Genomic DNA, 18,754 nt, shown 5'->3' on the forward strand with positions numbered 1-18,754 from the left:
GCCGGAGACACGCGAGAGCGGACGGATACATCGGATGTCTATTCTGGGACCGGGTGCCTACCAGCCGTCACCAGAGAGCCGGTGCGGAACCACGGTCGCCATCTCGAGCAGGCCGGTTGGAATCAGTATCGGCTCAACCCGGAGCCGGTACGGTGTCCGGACGCCCCGGGCGCGCGTACCTCCCGTCTTCTCTATGGTGCTGCTTCCGGCAAGCGCCACTACGGCCGGGTTTGCCGCAGTACGAAACGCCATCGAGGATCACCTATCACCGGTTCTGCGCATGAGCCGTTGCTTGACAGACCCGCACCTTTCGGATTCGGCACAACTCGCGCCCCCGAGGGCTCCGCTGGTGCGAACGCCTCGGCACGATGCCGGGCGGCGGCTCCCGCCGCCCGGCATACGCCGACCCGGTTCAGTCAGTAGGCGTAGCTACGGATGATCGTCTGCTCCACCGTGTTACCCAGGGTGTCCGTGGCGCTGGCCCGCAACGAGGCGAACCCGGAGCCGGATGGATGCCGCAAGTACGCCGTCCGTTCGTAACCCTCGCCATGAAGCTTCACCGGCCGCCAGGTCGCCCCGTCGTCGTACGAGACCTCGACGGTGAGCGCCCGCAGCTTCCCGTACGCCGGGCCCGGCTGCGCCTGGACGTAGACCGGGAACGCGAAGTCTCGCCCGGCAGGTGCCCGATTGTGGTCGTTCAGCGCCGGCGCGAACCGCACCGCCAGCACCGGGAGGGGCTGATCCCCTTCGCCGAGGACGTGACCGGAGCGGAACGTCCAGGCCGAGCTGACTCGGGTGGACAACGTCTCGCCGGGCCGCTCACCCCGGGCTTCCAGCCGGTACGTCGCCGCATCGCCCGGTACGTCGAAGTACCCGTAACCAACATCCTCGGTCGTCCCGATCAGCTCGCCGTTGCGGTAGAGGCGCGTACCGCCGGAGTCCGTCGACGACGAACCCGCGTGATCGATCCCCTGGTCGGTGAAGAGCGGGATGTTCGCTCCGATCGTGTCGCCGAACCGGAAGACGAAGCGGTCCTCCGCCGCCGGCCGGGGCGGGAACGCCGGTCCGAAGACGCCAACGTTCCAGCGCTCGGCCAGCGGCGCCCCACCACGCTGGTAGGTCCGTGGCTTGTGCGAGAGGACGCCCTCGGCATTGGGCCCGGCGCGGAAAACAGTGGCGGGCCAGGGCACGTCCGGGGTGTAGTACTCGGTGAGGGTGGCGGGAGTCGCCAGCCGAACCCGGTCACTGTCCTTCATCACCTGCTCACCCGGCCCGCTCGCCGCGAACGTGCTGCGGACGACCGCCAAGTCCCGGTCGCGGGTGTGCCGGACCAGGTCAGCCGGGACCCGCCCCGGCACCGCCCACCGGAGGTGGTAGAGGTAGGGACTGCCCGAGAAGCCACCAGACCCGTCCGGTTTGGCGAGCGTCTGCTCGTACTCAAACACGAACTCATCCGGTGGCGCCGTCGTGGCTGAGGGCCGCAGGTAGATGAACGCCAGCCGCTCCGCTCGGCCGAACACACCGCCACCGGTGTCACCCCACGGAGTAAACCGTTGGAACGACAAGACGGTGTTCACCGGGCGGGCCGTGGGCTGCTCCACGGTGTTTCCGTGCGGTCGACCGTCCCGGGCATCCACCGTCAGGCGGGTGTCGCGGTCAACGAGCACCTCCGGCTCGACCGCCTGCATCTCGGCACCCGGTGTGACGCCGTCATATGCCCCGACATCGGCCTCGAAGTAGTGCCGTCCCTTCGGTAACCGGGCCACCACGGTCCCGGACGGATCGTGGTGGATCCAGGCCCGCTGCGCTGCGAGGTCCACGAACCGGAGCCAATTGTCCGGCGTCGGTCTTCCCTGCCGGTCCAGCATGGTCACGGTCACGTCGTAGCTCTCCACCTCGCGTACCACGCCGACCGGCGTCCGGACCACCGTCTGATCGGAGCCGGTCGCGATGAGCACGCCGTCGTAGGCTCCGTCCGGGGCGGCGACCCTGGTGTCGGTGGTGAGGCTGACCGACGCGACGCCGCCCGCCGGTACGGTGACCCGACGCGGCTCGACCGTGAACATCCCGGCGGGCGCCGCCGCCCCGGTCGGGTCACGCAATTCCGGGGACAGGTCGAGGGTCACCGGCGTCGCCGTCACGTTCTGGTACTCGACTGTTCGCTCAGTCGGTACGTCGTCCTGGTGCGGCCACCGGGCGATGCCGTTGTTGACGCTCGCCGGCTGGCTGAAGATGCTCTGACCGGTGGCCCGGGCCACGTCTACCCGTCCGGAGCCTTGTTGATACACCGTGGAACGGGTGTTCGGGGTCGCGCTTCCCGTCAGCAGCGCCTTGAGCTCCGGTCCGGTCAGGTCCGGGTGCTGCCCGGCCAGGATCGCTGCCGCTCCGGCCACATGCGGTGCCGCCATCGACGTACCAGAAAGTCGCTGGTACCCGTCGCCAACCGGTTCACCGAGTTCCGAGCCCTCGGCGCGGGCCGCGACGATCCCCACGCCGGGTGCGGTGATGTCGGGTTTCACCGCCGCGTCCCCCAGCCGTGGCCCCCGACTGGAGAAGTCCGCCAGCTCGTCCTCACCGGTGACCGCGCCGACGGTCAACGCGGCGTCGGCTGCGGCCGGGCTGCCGATCGAACCGTCGTCCGGGCCGGAGTTGCCGGCGGAGACCACGAAGAGTGTGCCGCGCTGCGCAGTCAGCCGGTTCACCGCATGGGACAGCAGGTCCGAGCCGTCACTGGGCCAGGGATCACCGAGGCTCATGTTGACCACTTTGGCGCCCGTACCGGCCGCCCACTCCATGCCCTCGAGGACCCACGAGTCGAGGCCGGACCCCTCGTCGTCGAGCACCTTTACGTTCACCAGCCGCGCGTCCGGGGCGACCCCGGCGTACCGTCCGGCCGAGGCGGCTCCGCTTCCGGTGATGGTGGCGGCGACATGCGTACCATGGCCGTGCACGTCGTGCGGTCCGCTGGCGCTCTCGGTGAAGTCCCGCTCGGCGGTGACCGCGTCTGCGAGGTCGGGGTGGGTGCGGTCGATCCCGGTGTCCAGCACCGCCACCGTCGTTCCCCCACCCCGGTGGCCACGTTGCCAGGCCGCGGGCGCGCCGATCTGCGGCACGCTGTGGTCGAGGGTGGCCCGGACCGGACCGTCGAGCCGGATCGACGACACACCGCCGGCCAGACTCCCCCGACCCGCCGCCGGACGTACGCCGCGCCAGAACTCGACGGCCCGGTCCTTGCCGGCCCGCGTTGCCGCACCGTCCACGCTGGGCAGTTCCCGGGTAAGGGTGGTTCCGATCGCGCTCAACATGCTCCGCGCCGCGCTTTGCTGCCGACTCGCCCAGGTGACAATCAGCGGCAGATCTCCGCGCGACCTGTCATCGTAGCCGAAGTCGATCAGCTTCGAGACGTTGAAGAGCCGGCGGTCCACCGTACCGGCGGCGACCAACGGCGTCGCGTCGCCGGGGATGACGAAGACGTCGCCGTACTCCTGGATTTGGCGGAACGCCATCTCCTCCCGTCCCTTCGCGGGCGCCACCTGGAGCACCGTGTCGAGCGGTGGTCCGGGCCGGACCAGTACCCGATCTCCCGTGACCAGCGTCACCCACCGGTCCGGCACGGCCGGACTGCTCGCCGGCGCCGCCGCTGCCCCAGGCGGACCAGCCCCCGGTACGGCCACGGCGGCGAGCGTGACGGCCACCAACCAGCTCCGCAATTCCACTCGCGTTCCCTCCTTCGACGTCACCACGCACACCGGATTTCGATGGGCTCCGGTGAGCTGCCGGGTAGAAGACGCCAGGCACGCTCGGGAGGTTGGAACCTGATGCCGGATCATGTGACGGAATGGTCGGGTCCGGGGGCAGCGAGACGAGGACAAGCCGTCACCGACGCGGCGTGCGGAGTTGCGATCCTCGCCCGGCGGGGTCCGGGCGCAGCTCGTGCCCGACTACATGCTCCAGTCACAGGGGCCGGGGTTGCGATCCGCGCGCGGCGGGCGCCGAGCGCAGCAGACACGGAATCCGCGTCGATCAGAGGCCAAGATTTTCAACAACCTCCGACAGTTCTCGATTGAGACGGCGCTGTCGGCGACTGTTGGGCCCCGGCTATCACCCGCCGGGGATGCCCCTCTCGGGGACAGGCGACGAGCGGGTAACCCAGCGACCGATCCGTACGTAGCGACACGGGCCGGCACCGCCGTACTACACGGTTCTGCGCCCCACAATCCGGCCTAGGCATCTCGGACAGCCCGAGGAACAGTAACAATCCCTGTTCAGAGGCGATTTCTTCGGACGTTTCAACACTGGTCGCCGAGGCGTAGTGTGGGGCGCCGTGTGACCACGGCCGTGACCACAAGATCACAGATGATCGACATCATTCGATTACCGATGTCGATTCACCTGCACAAACACAAGGTGTGCCGGAGGTACCACCATGCGAACCACACCGCCACGATCGCCGGCGATCCGCTAATGCTGCAATCTGCCCAGTTCGCAGCACAGAGGCGGCAGCCAATGAGTGCCGTGTCGTCGCAGCCACAGTGGCGACGTCACCGGACCCAACCCAGAATGTGTCCTACGAACGGTAGGCGTCGCGCCGGTGGCGTATCGAGTGGATCTCCACGGCTCGCTTGGCCTCGTTGATTCGGTAGATGATCCGGTACGTGCCGCGGCGGGCAGAGTGGAAGCCGTCAAAGGGTTCGTCGAGAGGCTTGCCTACCCGATACGGGTTGACCGCGATCGCCCGCTGGATGGTTTCCGTCGCCGCCATCGCCACCTCCAACGGCAGGTCCTCGTGCAGATTGCGGCGAGCCTGGCGGGAAAACATCACCGTGTACGGGCTGAGAGGTTCGTTGGTGCGGTCGTGCACCTGCCTGCCCCCCGGAGGCATCAGGCCGCCCTGCTGCGACGCCGCTCCAACTCCGCGCGAACCTCGTCCATCGAGAACGTGTCGCCGGCTGCAAAATCCTCCCGCGACTGGCGCAGGTCTGCGAGGGCTTCGTCGTCGGACAGCAGGTCCAGCGTTTCCCGCATCGACTCGTACTCGGCCACCGAGATCAGCATCACGTCGGCGCGGCCATTGCGGGTGATGGTGAAGTGGTCGTGCTCCCGGGCGACCCGGTCGGCGAGCTCGGCGATCCGGGCCTTGGCTTCCGTGATGGGGATGGTCTCCATGGCAGCCATTTTAGCGACCGGTCGGAATTATGGTCAATCTGAGCCCGAATCGCGTCCCGACCTCTGCTCCGCTCGTTGAGCGTCAGAACCAGCAATCGATGCCTCGGAGATATCCATGACCGTACGACGTCACACCGCAACCCTTTGTCATCCTTGTTCCCCGGCTCCGGCGCCGCCGCGGCCGAGCGTCGGTGCGTTCCTGGCCGGGATCCGGCGCGAGCACGGCTTTAGCCAAGCCGAGCTGGGCGCGATCCTCGGCCGGAGCGTCACGAGTATTGCCTCGTACGAGCAGGGCTTGCGGCGACCACCGCGGCCGTTGCTGCTCGACCTTCTGGACGCCATGCCCGTTGACGGCATCAACTTCAACAATCTGGCCACGTGGTACGAGTATCGGCCAGTCACAACGGTCGACCCAACCGCGCACCGTTCCATCCACGAGTACATGACCGCGGTGCGTGTCTTCTTCGGCTACACCCGGGCCGGGTTCGCCGCCACACTCGGTTGCACCGCCGGCGCCGTCCGCGCGTACGAGCACTGCGTGAAGCCCGACGGTGGCATCCTCCACACCCTCGTCCGACGGCACACCACACCCGGGATCCGGTACCAGGACCTCGCCGCACAGTTCCGCACGCTGCGGCCGACATTCCAGGACCGCCGGCTGCGGGACGTGTTCGCGCTCCTCCGCAACACGGCACCCGGTATGGCCGAGCACGACGCTCTCCGTGACCGGCTCATCGTCGAGCATCTCAACCTCGCCCGCACGCTGGCCCGCCGGTACCAGCACTACCGAGTACCCGGTGATGACGCCGCGCAGGTTGCCTGCGAGGCGCTCATCCGCGCCGTTGACCGCTGCGACCCCAGATACGGCGACTTCATCCCGTACCTGCGCAAATGGGTTGCCGGATCGATCCGCGCGTACGCCCGCTCCATGACCCTCTCCGGAACAACCCGCACACCTCTCGCCCGCGAAGCGGTCACCGCCGCACGCGACGCGTTGACCCAGGAACTAACCCGCGACCCTACGAACGCGGAACTGGCCGCCCGCCTCGGCGTACCGGCACGGATCCTCGACAAGAGCGTCCAGACCTGGAAGGCCGCCATGCCCGTCTCGATCAACTTCCCGCACCAACGAGACGGCCAGCCCGGGGCAGCGACCCTGCCCGCACGATCGCAGAGCGAACCAGCCGAACTCGAAACCGCCAACCTCGTCCGCGAACTGCTCGGCCCGCTCCATCCGGAGCAGCGCCGGTTGATCGAACTCCGATACCTGCACGAGGCTGACATCCACGAAATCGCCCAGCGGCTCGGATCCCCGCCGGAAGAAATCGAAATCCGCCTCGCCGAAGCCCTCGAACACCTCCGTCACCAAGCACGCCACGTCTACGATGCCTGATAGCTGCCCAGTTCCCGGCGTACCCGGGAACCCGCCGGACCCATCCGACATCCCTCGCCCGCAGCTACGCCGGCTTCCTGCTGAATACGGTGAAGCCACAGGGTGACGCTGCGGAACCCGCTCGCCGGGCTGCCCCAGATGTGAATCGGGTCGGGCATGCAACGCGGCCAGGAAATCGACCTCGGCCTGCAGCTTCGCTGCTCGTGGACCCCTCCGTTTGGGTATCCGTTTCAGGTGGGCCGGAGGTACCACCATGCGAACCAACCGGCGACCATCAGCGGTGACCCGCTGCCGCTGGAAAGCCTCGGTTCACGCGTCCCGAGATTCGGTGGCCAGACGACCGACGTTCCTGGTTCCAATCCAGTCCGCTACCGGTCAGCGTAGTGGTAACGGCAGGCGATGATCTCGACGTCGTCCTTGGTGATCCGGTACACCAGTCGGTGTTCGCGATCGATCCGGCGGGACCAGAAGCCGGACAGCTCCCCCCGAAGAGGCTCCGGCTTACCGATGCCCTCGTATCCGTTGCGCATCACGTCCGCGATGAGGTCGTTGATGCGCTTGACCAACTTACGGTCCGTATGGCTGAGGTACTGGCTCCACGCCGTCGCGGTGAAGACCAGCCTCACGCGACGTCCCGCACGGTGGCCGGGTCGATCAGATCCCTCTCGGCCGCGTCGCCCTTCTCAAGCTCCTCCATCGATCGGCGCAGGGCTGCGGCGTTGCTCGGAGTGCGCAGAAGGTACTCGGTTTCCTTCATCGACTCGTACTCCGCGAGTGGCACGATCACCACGGGATCGTGGCCTGACCGGGTCACCACCACTTCCTCCGCGTCGTTGATCACGCTGTCGAGTTCGGCAGCCAGGTTCTGCCGTAGCTGGGTGAAGTTCACGGTACGCATGACCACCTCCAAGGCAAGTACAGAAAACTGTACCTTACCTGGGTCGTCCGGCCAGGTTCGCACGAAAGATCAACAAGTGGGTCGGACGTTGCGCCATGCGAACCACCCGATAGTCATTCCGGGCGACCCGCTACTAGGACGTTTGACCAGCTCACGCCGCATTCAGGCCAGGCCGTAAGTGGGTCGGTGCGCTCGGAGAAGTCACTCGCGGCAGCGGGAAGACCATGATCGACATCCGCCCGAGGGGTAGGTACGGCTCCGGTGGGCACGCTGGGACGCGACCACTCGTTCGTGGGATGTCGGTAGCTCGCGACGGGCAAATAGCCTGAGCCATCGATGCTTCACGGAAGGCCGCTGGCGGTGACAGAACGGACGTTGATCACCAAGGCCGCATTGCGCAAGTTGCCGGCCAAGGCAGACGACGGAACTCCGTACTGCATGGAATGCCGCAGGTACGGTGAGCTTCATCGGATGGTGGCCAGCGGGGTCACGCAGCATCTCGAGTGCGAAGCGTGGTCCGTGGCGATATACGCCGAGTCGGACCGGCTGACTCACGAGCAGATGATGGCTGGCGAACCGTGTCCCGGTTGCGGCGAGGAACTCGTCTCGCTCGGCGAGCTGCCCTCGTGGACTGGCAAGGGCACGATGTATCTGACCGCCGAGGAGCAGGCCGCCCGTACGGCTGCGGAGCAGGCATTCAAGGAGCGGCACGCCTACTGTCACGCCGGGCGTTGGAGTATGGCGGGTAGCGCGGTCAGCCATTGCGGACGATGCTGCCCGCCGCCTCCGATGAGCCCCGACCAGATCCGCCGAATCTCGGAGATCTTTCAGGACAGTGCGGAGGAACGGGTACGAAAGGCACGGCGCGAAGGCGCAACGTACGAGCGCCACGAGTCGGAGCGGCGGCTGCCTGGCCGAGCCAGGCCAGTCGCTGTGGTGCTACGCGAGTACAACGAACGCCGCGCCGAGGCCCTGGCCACCGGAAAGGGAGAAGACCGGACGTTGATACGGTCAGCTTTTCCGGACGCGGAGCTGATGTTCCGGTGGCGGATGCAGCTCGGCTGCGGCGACATCGTCGAGATCCTGACGCTTGGCGACGGCCGGCCACCGACGGACATGACATGGTCGTGGGGCGGCAGCCCGCTGCGTAAAGGCGCTTACACCTGCACCACTCACCGAACCCCCGAGCCGCCGTACCAGGCGGTGAGCCGCTATCTCACCCGGTCAACGCTGGATCTCGAAGGCGACAAGGACCTGCGGCGCGAACCTGAGACGGTCGGCTACTGGACCGTGAAGCTGGAATGCGGACACCTCGACCACCAGATCACGCCGCTGGACTGGAAGCCAGCGGACGGCCATCGACAGACGGAACCGAACGATCCCGATACTGTCTCGCAACGCAAAGCCCGGATAGAACAGATCAAAGAGCATCTCGAGGCGGCCGAGTACGCGCACGCCATCCGCCAGATCGAGCAGGGCCACCTCGAGCCGGACCCGATGACGACATGCTGGACCTGCCAATACGAACAACCCATCGTCGCCTTCCAACGAGTGGGCTGGCTGGTACCACCGATCCCCGTCAAGGGCAGATCAGAAGCGGACACAGCGGTCGCTCCGCGACCGAACCGCGTACAGCTGGAGAAACGCGTAGCCGACCTCGAAGCGGAGATCGCCCGCCTGAAGCAGCAGTAAGTCCAGCCCTCGCGCGCGGCCACTGATCGTGCCCGGAATCATCCTCCTGACGCGGGATCATTTGCGTCGGCCGCGACGGCCGGCGCCCGCACAACATGAACATTGTCGTAAGTGATCCCTGGGTCACGCCCGTAACGTCATCTCGTTCGCGACCATCTGCGGGACCACCTGTTTGTACAGCTGCCGGGCCAGTCCGGCGACCCTTTCGTGGGCTTCGATCTTGTTGCGGAACGCCTGCGCCACCTCGGCGATCTCCTGCTGGATGCCCATCGGGGGCAGGGCGATGGGCAGGTTTCTGAGGCTGCTCTGGGTCAAGCTGGGCTGGACTCCCTGTTTGACCTGCTGGCCAAGGAACTCCAGGACCGCCGGGTGCATCAGGTAGCAGTGGAGATAGAACGGCAGCAGGATCGCTTTCGCGGTTTCGGCGACCTGGATCCGGATCGTGGATCCGCCCATGAGCATCCCGGCTTCTCGTTCCCCGATGATGACGTGATTGATCCTCCCGCTGAGCCTGGCCAGCAGAACGTCGCCGACGGTGAGTTCGTAGCGGCTCAGCCTCCGCACAGCCGCCGGGCTGATCCTGATTTTCGGGGTGTCGGACACCCGGCCGTCGCTGATGTCGACAGTGTTGATGACCGCGATACCGTCGGCGTCGTGGTCGCCGACGTTGAGGTCGGAGCCGCTGGGGCCGCCGTTGATGCGGCAGAGGTCGTCGAGGCGACGGTGCGTCCAGTTGTCGGGGGTGGGACTGATCAGGGGTTCCATGGCTGCAACCGATCGAGTAAGTGGTCCAGTTCATGGTCGGCGGCAACGGCCGCGTCGTCGAGCCGGCGGAGTTCGGCCCGGAGCGCGGCGGGGCTCGGCGACCGGTTCGTCACGTCCGGGACAGGGGGGCGGAGATAGGTCGATGGTGTGAGGTCGTGGTCGTGCTCGCGGAGACGTTCGAGGCTGACGGAGACCGCGGCGAGGTTGCCGGTCGGCTGAACCGGGCCGCCGCCGGCCTCGGACCATGTGCGGTAGAGGTCGACGATGTGCCGGCTACCCTCGTCGGTCAGGATCCGGTGGGTTCTGCCCGCCGGTTCGGTGGCCTTCTTCGCATCGATGAGCAGGACCTCGTGGTCCGGACGCTGCGTCGGGCGGCCGAGGAGCCAGAGGCAGAGCGGGCTGGCCGTCTCCCGGAACATCTGTTTCGGGAGTTCGACGATGCAGCGGACCACGCCCTGTTCCACCATCGCGGCGCGGATCTGCCGGCTCTTGCTGGTGGCGACCGACGTGGTGATACTGGGCATCACCGCGACGGCTCGGCCTGCCGGTGCCAGCGCGCCCGCGATCAACTGCAGCCAGGCGAAGTGCGCGTTGTGGCGGGACGGCTCACCGTACGGCCAGCCGGAAGATGCGATATCCGTTGCCGACCGCCAGTCGGGCATGGTGAACGGGGGGTTGGTCAGGACGACGTCGTAGGGGCCGCCCCTGACGTCAACGACCTTGAGATCGTCGGGTGGCGGCCCGCCGAGGTCGAGTGGGCGGCCGTGAACGGCGGTGTTCATGACAGCCAGGCGCCATGCCCGGGAGGCCAGGGCATGACCGCTGACGTTGTGTCCCAGCGACAGGTCTGCTCCGTTGTCGCGTTGGTGGTCCAGCACGGCGGCGACGATCTCGCCGGAGCCGCAGCACGGGTTGTAAACCCGGTCTTCTGGGCTCGGATCGGCGAGCCGCACCATGAGGCGAGCCACGCCATACGGGGTGAGGTACTCGTCGTCGCTGGACTTGCGGGCCTGCGCGAATCGATCGAGCAGATGGTCGAAGGCCGCGGCTGCCGTCAACCGCCGGCCGACCCTCTCCCGTGGCGCACTCGTACCGGGCTGGACCCAGCGTTGCAGAACCTTGACGCCGATACGGAAGCGAGCCTGCCACCACCTGTCTCGGACGATCCTGTCCAACAGTTCCGGACGTACGCCGTCGACTGTCGGCAGGGCGGACCACACGTGGGCGAAGAGATCCGGGCTGAGGGTGTCCGTGATGCGGGTCCACTCTTTCGGGGCGATCGCCTGAACGCAGACCAGCGCCATGATCATCTCCTGGAACATGGTGTGGTCCTGGCTCTGCGTGAAGCCAGGCCCCAGGCTTTGCCACAGGTCGGCCTTGATGGCTTCGGCGACCATGTCGGGTGCCACCTTCACATCGGAGTGGACATCGGCCAGGCCGGCGGTGAGACGAAAGCGCCGGCCGTAGGTGGCACCGGCCGTCTCGCCGTCTCGCCGCTCGTCGCGCTGGATCTTGCGGCTGTCGAGCCACGCGGCCACCTCTTCAGCCGCGAAGAGGTCGGCGGGCACGGTGCTGACGGGGTCGGGAAAATCCGGGTGCCGCCGCATCCAGTTGCTCACCGCCGCCCCATGCACACCGGCCGCCTGGGCGATCTCCAACCTGGTCATCAGACGCCGTTCGCCAGCACCGCCGGCAGCATGATCAAGCGTCATCGTCCGCCCCCTTACGCCCTTCCCGGAAGGCGCGAATCAGCCGTTCCAACCGAACCGTCCGGCCGTCACTCACGATCACCCAGCCGAGAAACCCGACAGCCAGCACCACGACCACCGGAACAGCGATCCCCGGATCGATGAGCCCTGCCATGTCCACCAGCCTGGCAACCACGCCCGTTTCCTCCCCTGATGCGGCTCCTCATGGCGTCGACGGTAAGCCGCACGCCGCACGCGGGTCTTGCTCGTAGCGAGCATACGGCACATTCTGTTTCTCATGGGATACGCGCCGGCGCTGTTGCATTGAGCGATCGGATGCTGTGGTGCCGACCGGCGGGGTAGTCAGGCATGGTTGACCGGTGAGGTCGGTAGCGCGTTCCCGTCAGTGGTCCGCTCCGACGTCAGCGTTCGCGGGGTTCCGGTTTCCCGCCGGAGGTGATCGTGGTAGCGGTGCGCTGGTACCTGCGCTACGACCTGTCCTACCGCGACGTCGAGGAACTGCTCGCCGAACGCAGTGTGAAAGTGGATCACGTCACGGTGTACCGGGTGGTGCAGCGGTTCACTCTCTTGCTGGCCGACGCGGCCCGGTTCGCCCGCCGTGCGCCGGGTGACCGCTGGTTCGTCGACGAAACGTATGTGAAGGTCGCCGGGGTGTGGCGGTATGCATACCGGGCGATCGATCAGTACGGGCAGGTCATCGACGTGCTGGTGTCGGCCCGCCGAGACGCTGCGGCGGCTCGCCGGTTCTTCACCCGCGCCCTCACGTCGTTGAAGGTGGTGACCGATGCCGCAGCGGTCTACCCCGCCGTGCTCGCCGACCTGGTCCCGGCGGCCTGGCATCACGTCGAACGGTATGCGAACAACCCGGTCGAGGCCGATCACGGCCGGCTCAAACACCGCCTCCGACCGATGCGCGGATTACGGACCGACCGTACCGCCCAGCTGGTGATCGCCGGACACGCCTTCGTTCAGAACCTGCGCCGCGGACACTATGAGGTCGCCGTCGACGAACACCCTCGGCAAACGCGTCGCGGCCGCGTTCACCGAACTCGCCGCAGCGATCTGACCACGCCACCTGTCCAGACCAGACGCGCCTACCGATCGAACAGCGCAACAGAGCCGCCCACCGCCCGCATTCGTGGACGGGCTGCACGACCAAGACCCGGCTCCTGAGCACGAGGCCCCGACCGAAGCCGGAAACTGCCTTCAGTCCTCCGGTAGGTCGGGCTGGTCGATCGAGGCCGCGTTCTTTGGCCGCTTCACGCTGATGACGACGTCTTTCCCGGCATACTTCTTGATCAGGAATATCAGATTCTGGCCGTCGACAAGCTGCATACGTCCATGTTCGAACGCCTTCTGGCGGCCACCAGAGGTGAACCATGAGGTCGTGACCAGGATTCCTCGCCCTGCCTTCTTCTCCTCCATGGCACCGGCCAACTCACGGATGTGATTGACCCCGACGACGTTCTTGTAGTGCTTGGCCTGGATGATGGTGATTCCGCCGACGAAGGGGTCCGGGTTCCTGACCACCGCGTCGACACCGTCGTCCTTGCTGGATGTGGTGGTCCATCCCTGCATGCCCATCGCCTCGAAGACCTGGCGCACAAGATGTTCGAACTCCCCGTGTCCCATTTGCATGAGATCGGGTCGGTGGTCGAGGGTGGAGACGGCGTCGAGACCTTCGATGAAGGCGAACTTACTCAAGTCGAAGACAAGAATGGGCTCGATCGGCTTCAGCGCGTAAGGGTGCTCAGATACGCGCGCGCGAAGATGCGGCAGACAGTCCGCTGGTTTTACCCGGTCCAGGACGAGTTCTTCGAAAACAGTTCGTTCGACGTCCAAGCTGATGAGGCACGGGTACTCCTGCCTGCCAGTTGCCGGGTTGATGGAGTCCACGTGCCCGTTGAAGGCAACCTCGCGGAGGCGCTCGTCGGCGTCGAACAGATCTCGTATGGCCAGCAACGTCACCTGTGCGATCACGTCGCGGTAGAGCCTCTTGATCTCCGAATCCGGCCGCCTGGTCTCGAGTATCGTGTCGGCGTTCTGGCCACTCTGGACGTACCGGAACGTCTTCGCCGTCGGTACCACATCAGTTCCCGGTAGCTGTAGCTGGACCACGACCTGCTCTGCGTCGGGGTTGAAGGCAACCTCCGCGCGACGTGGGAACTGAGGTGGAAGCAGCAATCGCGAGAGCACCTGTTCGCAGTACCTCTCCACGCTTGGCCGGCGTCGCTCGTTGAGTGCGGCGATCTCGGCATCGATCCGACGGTTGCGTTCTACGCATTCCGCCTGCTCCCGCGCCATCCGCGCATCGAACGCCGCTCGCGCCTGCGCGAGACGCTGTTGCCGGTCAAGCTCCTGCTTCTCCCACGACGCCACAGCGTCATCGAACCGCCGCCGCGCCAGCGACACCGCTGCCTCATGCCGTTCGCGGCCCCCAAAAAGCGTCGACAACATCCCCGGCGCAGCCGGTTCGAATTGTCGCCACTCAGGCCGTTGCGCCGCGACCGCCAAGCTCCCACGATCGAAGGTCAATGGTGTGAAAGTTTGCTTGAAGCGCTGGAGGTCGACTCGTGCGGCGCGGCGAACGCCCTCGACGAGAAGCCCGTCGAGTATCGCCACCCACCGGGTGACGTCGGCGGTTCTGCGCTCGGCCTCGTCTCGACGCGAGGCGAGGTATCTCGCCCGCTTGTCCCGCGCTGCGGCAGCGGCGTCGCGCTCGGCGTCGCGCTGATCTCGCTGAGCCTGTTTCAGCTGGTTCTGCTGCATTCGGAAGAACTCGGAGTTACCCGATCGTCTGTTCGAAGCCATCAGCCACCCGTCCACGTTGTCAACTCAGGCTATCGATGACATCGATTCAGGTCGAGGCTCAAGGTAGCCGCATCGCGACTTTTGGTGGTATCGCGCGACGGTGCCCGCGCTCCCTCCACCCGATGTCGCCCTGCCCGCCGTTCGCCCGACAACGACGGCAACACGGCGAACAGGCGCCGTCTGGAGCGACCTGCGAGGGTGGCGAGGTCATCTGCCGCTCGAACGTTGGCTGTCGTCCCGGTCTCGGGCGCATCTGCTCCGGATCTCCTTGATACTGACCACGTCGCCGCTGACCGCGTCGGTGGCGCGCCAGAAACTGAGCCCGTCGGTGGAGATCTTCGACTCCGGCGCGTCGTGTCCGAGGATCTGCAGCTTGACGGCGCGTCCCGCTGCGGACAACGTCGAGTGGATCTGCCCGTTGCAGCGGACCCGGCCGTCAGCGAGTAGTTCACCGTGATGAGCGACGCCACGATAGTCGCCGTGGAGGGCGGATCCTGGCCGGAGCCGCCCGGCGGCGATCATGTCGGTCACCTTGATCAGTCGTTCCGGCGGAGTCACTGCCGGCCGGGTCCGGCGACCGGCGGTGGCGGGCCTCTGGTCACTCGGCGAGACGGACGGTGTGGTGATCGAGAGGTGCGGCGCCGGGTGAACCGCGGCGCCGGAGGGTAGAACAGGCTGGCCGGTGGGTATCGGAAAGTCGAACGTGGCGCGGGCTCGGATCAGACTCGTGCGGACCTCGTCGGCGGTCAGCCGGGGTAGGCGCCGGTCGAGTAGTGCGACAAGCTCGGCCGGCGGCTCAGTCCCACTGAACATGCTGGTCAGCTCGACGTTGACCTGGCGGTCGACGAAGAAGCCCTTCCAGAGATCGTCGATCCGGTTGTCACGCATATTGTCCTTGGTCAACAGGCTGAGTAGTTCCACGGCCTGCTCGGTATCGTCGATGCGAACGGTCCGGAACAGTTTCTGCTCGATGGGCACGGGCGCGTGCGCGTTGTAGATCCGCCACTGCATGCCGTCGGTGAGTGCGACCCATTCGACCCCGGCGGCCGTCGCGTACGCGATCGTCTGGTTGGCCCAGCGCGGCACATCCAGGTTCTCACCCAAGCCCTTTGCCTCGATGAACAACTTCGGCGTGCGCAGCAACAGCAGGGCGTAGTCGACCGGGTTGTCGGTGCCTTTGCGCCGGTATTCGTGGGAGACCTCGTCGGGATCTCGCAGATCCCAGCCGAGCGCTTCGATGATCGGGCTGATCAGGCTCGCCTTGGTGTTCTGCTCGCCGAGCCGGTGCGGATTCCGCTGGAAACGCTCCAGCCGCTCGGCGCACTGCTTGACGACATCTCGCAGGTCGAGCACCTTCACCCCCGTCTGTCACCTCGGCCGCCAGATCCGCCGCGCCGTCGTTCGTGGAACCGGTGGTCGCGGCGGATCAGCGCGACGATTCTCTCGCATGACTGCGAGTCGAGGGAGACGGCGTACCGGTCGATCGCTTCGAGTAGATGTGTGGGATGGGTGCCGATGGCCCGCACCGTCGGGTTCTCACACCGGCCGAGGGTCGCTCGCTCGTGCATGATCATGACGGCGGTGTGGATCGGCACGTGCAGATCGTTGCGGGCCAGCCATGCGGCGAGGTCGGCCGCGACATCGTTGACCTGCCGTGCCCAGCTTCGCCCTCCACCGTCTACGGCCAGGCCTTTGTCGACGAGGTTGCCGTAGGAGTCGAACTTCTCGTACCACCAATGTTCGCCCACGGCATGCAGCCGGACCCGGCGCCGTTTGACCTCGACCGCCCACACGCCACCGGGGCCGACCAACACATGGTCGGTCTCACCGCGACGGTTGCGATAGCCGCGAAGCATGACCCACGAGTCGTCCAGAACGGACAACCCGCGTTGCAGGGCTTCCTCGCCCGACACGCCGGCCGCCTGCTGCCGTGCCCGCCCATCGAGACGCTGCCGGCCCGCATCGGCTGCGGCCACGCCCTGCCAGGCCTGGCGGGTACGGGCCGACGCCTGCCGCTCCTCGGCCGTGGACACCTCGAGCAGCCGCCGCCACCACGACGTGCGGCGGCGGCTCGCGTCGAGATCCTGTCGGGCCCGCAGGTACGAGTCGTGCCAGGCGGCCACGGTTGTCTCGGCGTCCCGCAATTGGGCAACGGTCCGGCCCAACTGCTTGCCACCATGATCGGAGAGAACCAGAATCCGCATGGAAAGCCTCCTCAGTGAGGAACTCGCCACGCATATCACGAGAAGTAGCTGAGTGGCTACCATTGGCTTCGGGTCGGTCGGGCTCGGCCATGTGAAGCGGGTCAGCTTCGGGGTCAGCGGAAGCCCGAGGTGGGAAGGTGATCGCCGACGTAACCGATGCGGATGCGGCCGGTCCGGCCTCCGGTGTCGTCGTGGAAGTGGATCCGTGGACACGGCGTACCGCCCTGCTGGATCTTGATGTGGGCCTGCATGTAGGACCGACCTGACGCCTCCACCTGCACCGGCACCGCGAAGGTGCGCGCTTCCCGCAACCTCGGTTTGGTCGTGGTGGTTTCCGAACCCTTCAGTACAACCCACGTCGCCGGGACCGCGGCGCCGCCCGGCGGAGGCCCTTTGCACCAGGCTAGGAACGAATGGGGGCCAGGTGCCGGCCGACCGCCCCTCCGCGTAGGCATTCAGTGCCGCGAGCGCCTGCCATATCTTGGTTGCCCACCGCTCCGCCTGCGGATGTACGTCGAGCCCGGCCGCCGCGTCCGAGGTGGCCCCGATGGACAGGAACGGCAACCGGGCCGCCAGTTCGAGCGTCTCGACCACGCTGCCGGGTAGAACTATCTGGCCGGGAGGCTCCTGGCTGGCGACGTGCACGTGATGGGCGGTCAGTTCTGATTCGAGCCAACGGATCCGGGCACGCAGCCGCTCGTTGTCCCGTTCCAGGTCGGTCAGCTCTATCTCGCCGAGCTCCCAGCCCAGCCGCAGGTCCTCGACCTCCCCGCGCACCTTCTGCTCCTCGGCGAGCTGAACGGTCAGGTCGTCGATCTCGGCGTACAGCATGGTGATCTCCGCGCTGGCCTCCGCGAGCTTCTCACCGGCCTCGGTGTTCACCCGCATCGAACGCAGCAGCAGGTCCTGCGGGGCGAGACGTTCCGCGGTCAGAGCCGCGACGCCGGCCGGCTCGTCGACCAGTACGATCGCGCTCGGATCGACGCCGGCCAGCGTGAGGGTGGCCCGCAGCAGCCGGTTCCCCTCGACGGTCTCGGTCGGCACCGGCGCCTCGGGAACGGTGACATTGCCGGTGAGGCCGGGAAGTACGGTCGGTTCACCGGGGGCCGGGAACAGCGCCGGATGCGTGGCCGGTGGCCGCCGATCCGGGTTGGTCCGCACCGCGGACCCCCGTGAGAGAGCGCGGCGGACCAAACTGTAGGACGGCGGCGGCGGGACAGGGTCAGGACCTGGTCGCGTACGGCGTTGGCCGACCGCTGTCCGAGCGCGCGCATGCTGGCCGCGGACAGGATGCGGTGCCGCCGCGGAAACGGCTCGTTCGGCGTCAGCCCCGGTAGATAGGTCCGCATCCCACCGCCGTACACCTGCAGGTGGGTGCCAACCCGACGCTTGAAGGCCGCCGCCGAGGCGACATTGTGCAAGCGCATCACCACGGCCACCCCGGTGACATCCCGGGCGAGCCGTCTGGCGAAACGCACCTGGTCCTCCGGTTGCTGTGGATCAGGACTGAAGACGATCACCGGAACGCGGCGACCGGGGTCGAACAGCCATCCGCGGAGTTCATCGACGTGGCCCTCAGTGATGTCGAAAACCTCCGATGTCAACGGCAACGACGCGCCCGTGCCCTCGACCGCGGCGAGCAGATCACGGATCAGTCGCGGACTGCCGGGCCGCACGGATGCGGTCTCCGGAAGGCGGTGGTGCTCCAGGTCCAGCCACACCCATGGGCGTTGCGGCCATGGCGGTTCGTGTCGCCGGCTCGTCCGGCTCCGCGAACAGAGCGGTCTGTTCGGCATGAGGAGGCACCGCGACGCGCAGCGAGGTGGTCCACTGACTGCCGTCGGCCAGCCGCCCCTCGAGGCGGAACACCGCCGCCTGCAACCGTCGACCGCTCGACCGGTCGGTGTACGACCCGATGCTGCCCCGCACCAGACGGTGCGTGTCACCTGCCTCCGCCTCGGCGCCACCGCCGGTGAGCAGCTCTGCCGCGCTGACCGGCACGTTCTTGCCGGTGGGGCGGGCGGGACTCGAACCCGCGACCGAGGGATTATGAGTCCCCTGCTCTAACCTGCTGAGCTACCGCCCCCGAACGGGCGCCGGGATGGTAACCCGACAC

At 67.0% G+C, this 18,754-nt stretch carries 13 protein-coding genes, 1 tRNA gene and 1 pseudogene; 3 read left to right on the forward strand and 12 right to left on the reverse strand.

From position 1 onward, the window contains the following. Positions 1 to 416: 416 nt before the first annotated feature. From Pma05_RS26040 to Pma05_RS26050, 3 genes are all read right to left on the reverse strand, one after another. Entirely contained in the window at positions 417 to 3,716 is a 3,300-nt protein-coding gene (locus tag Pma05_RS26040; RefSeq protein ID WP_203860109.1) for a S8 family peptidase, read from the reverse strand. A gap of 851 nt (positions 3,717 to 4,567) precedes the next feature. Next, positions 4,568 to 4,861 carry a type II toxin-antitoxin system RelE family toxin gene (locus Pma05_RS26045; protein ID WP_203860110.1) on the reverse strand — a complete coding sequence of 98 codons (294 nt, stop codon included), beginning with the start codon at positions 4,859 to 4,861 and terminating at the stop codon, positions 4,568 to 4,570. 20 nt (positions 4,862 to 4,881) lie between these two features. Next, positions 4,882 to 5,166, reverse strand: a complete 285-nt coding sequence (locus Pma05_RS26050; protein ID WP_132342799.1) for a type II toxin-antitoxin system Phd/YefM family antitoxin — start codon at positions 5,164 to 5,166, stop codon at positions 4,882 to 4,884. A 115-nt stretch (positions 5,167 to 5,281) separates the two neighbouring features. On the opposite strand from Pma05_RS26050, the gene Pma05_RS26055 reads away from it, so the two are divergent. Further along, positions 5,282 to 6,559: a sigma-70 family RNA polymerase sigma factor gene (locus tag Pma05_RS26055; RefSeq protein WP_203860111.1), complete on the forward strand. Its 1,278-nt coding sequence runs from the start codon at positions 5,282 to 5,284 to the stop codon at positions 6,557 to 6,559. Between the two features lie 368 nt (positions 6,560 to 6,927). Here Pma05_RS26055 and Pma05_RS26060 read toward each other — a convergent pair whose 3' ends face one another. Both Pma05_RS26060 and Pma05_RS26065 read right to left on the reverse strand, forming a co-directional pair. Then, positions 6,928 to 7,185, reverse strand: a complete 258-nt coding sequence (locus Pma05_RS26060) for a Txe/YoeB family addiction module toxin (RefSeq protein ID WP_203860112.1) — start codon at positions 7,183 to 7,185, stop codon at positions 6,928 to 6,930. Beyond that, positions 7,182 to 7,457, reverse strand: coding sequence for a type II toxin-antitoxin system Phd/YefM family antitoxin (locus Pma05_RS26065; RefSeq protein WP_203860113.1), 276 nt, complete (start codon positions 7,455 to 7,457; stop codon positions 7,182 to 7,184). Before Pma05_RS26065 ends, Pma05_RS26060 begins: the two co-directional genes overlap by 4 nt. 375 nt (positions 7,458 to 7,832) lie before the next feature. Here Pma05_RS26065 and Pma05_RS26070 point away from each other — a divergent pair, with 375 nt between their 5' ends. Then, complete coding sequence (locus Pma05_RS26070) at positions 7,833 to 9,149, forward strand: hypothetical protein (RefSeq protein WP_203860114.1); 1,317 nt, start codon at positions 7,833 to 7,835, stop codon at positions 9,147 to 9,149. Positions 9,150 to 9,272: 123 nt separating this feature from the next. Here Pma05_RS26070 and Pma05_RS26075 read toward each other — a convergent pair whose 3' ends face one another. The 3 genes from Pma05_RS26075 to Pma05_RS26085 are packed head-to-tail and all read right to left on the reverse strand — an operon-like array spanning position 9,273 to position 11,798. Beyond that, positions 9,273 to 9,914 carry a restriction endonuclease subunit S gene (locus tag Pma05_RS26075; RefSeq protein WP_203860115.1) on the reverse strand — a complete coding sequence of 214 codons (642 nt, stop codon included), beginning with the start codon at positions 9,912 to 9,914 and terminating at the stop codon, positions 9,273 to 9,275. Continuing rightward, the gene (locus tag Pma05_RS26080) at positions 9,902 to 11,626 is read right to left on the reverse strand and encodes an N-6 DNA methylase (RefSeq protein ID WP_203860116.1); all 1,725 of its coding nucleotides are present in this window, start codon (positions 11,624 to 11,626) and stop codon (positions 9,902 to 9,904) included. Before Pma05_RS26080 ends, Pma05_RS26075 begins: the two co-directional genes overlap by 13 nt. Then, positions 11,616 to 11,798, reverse strand: coding sequence for a hypothetical protein (locus Pma05_RS26085; RefSeq protein WP_203860117.1), 183 nt, complete (start codon positions 11,796 to 11,798; stop codon positions 11,616 to 11,618). The genes Pma05_RS26080 and Pma05_RS26085 overlap by 11 nt, the downstream gene beginning before the upstream one ends. Positions 11,799 to 11,982: 184 nt before the next feature. Here Pma05_RS26085 and Pma05_RS26090 point away from each other — a divergent pair. Continuing rightward, positions 11,983 to 12,689, forward strand: a pseudogene (locus tag Pma05_RS26090) (IS6 family transposase). A gap of 140 nt (positions 12,690 to 12,829) precedes the next feature. On the opposite strand, the gene Pma05_RS26095 reads toward Pma05_RS26090, so the two are convergent. From Pma05_RS26095 to Pma05_RS26110, 4 genes are all read right to left on the reverse strand, one after another. Beyond that, the gene (locus Pma05_RS26095) at positions 12,830 to 14,449 is read right to left on the reverse strand and encodes a restriction endonuclease (protein WP_203860118.1); all 1,620 of its coding nucleotides are present in this window, start codon (positions 14,447 to 14,449) and stop codon (positions 12,830 to 12,832) included. Between the two features lie 192 nt (positions 14,450 to 14,641). Then, positions 14,642 to 15,793 (reverse strand): restriction system modified-DNA reader domain-containing protein, encoded by a 1,152-nt coding sequence (locus tag Pma05_RS26100; protein ID WP_203860119.1) that lies wholly within the window; start codon positions 15,791 to 15,793, stop codon positions 14,642 to 14,644. Then, complete coding sequence (locus Pma05_RS26105; RefSeq protein WP_203860120.1) at positions 15,790 to 17,682, reverse strand: nuclease-related domain-containing protein; 1,893 nt, start codon at positions 17,680 to 17,682, stop codon at positions 15,790 to 15,792. Before Pma05_RS26105 ends, Pma05_RS26100 begins: the two co-directional genes overlap by 4 nt. Before the next feature lie 968 nt (positions 17,683 to 18,650). Continuing rightward, positions 18,651 to 18,724: transfer RNA gene (locus Pma05_RS26110), tRNA-Ile, on the reverse strand. Between the last annotated feature and the right edge of the window lie 30 nt (positions 18,725 to 18,754).

Source organism: Plantactinospora mayteni (assembly GCF_016862935.1).
GTDB classification, from domain to species: Bacteria; Actinomycetota; Actinomycetes; order Mycobacteriales; family Micromonosporaceae; genus Plantactinospora; species Plantactinospora mayteni.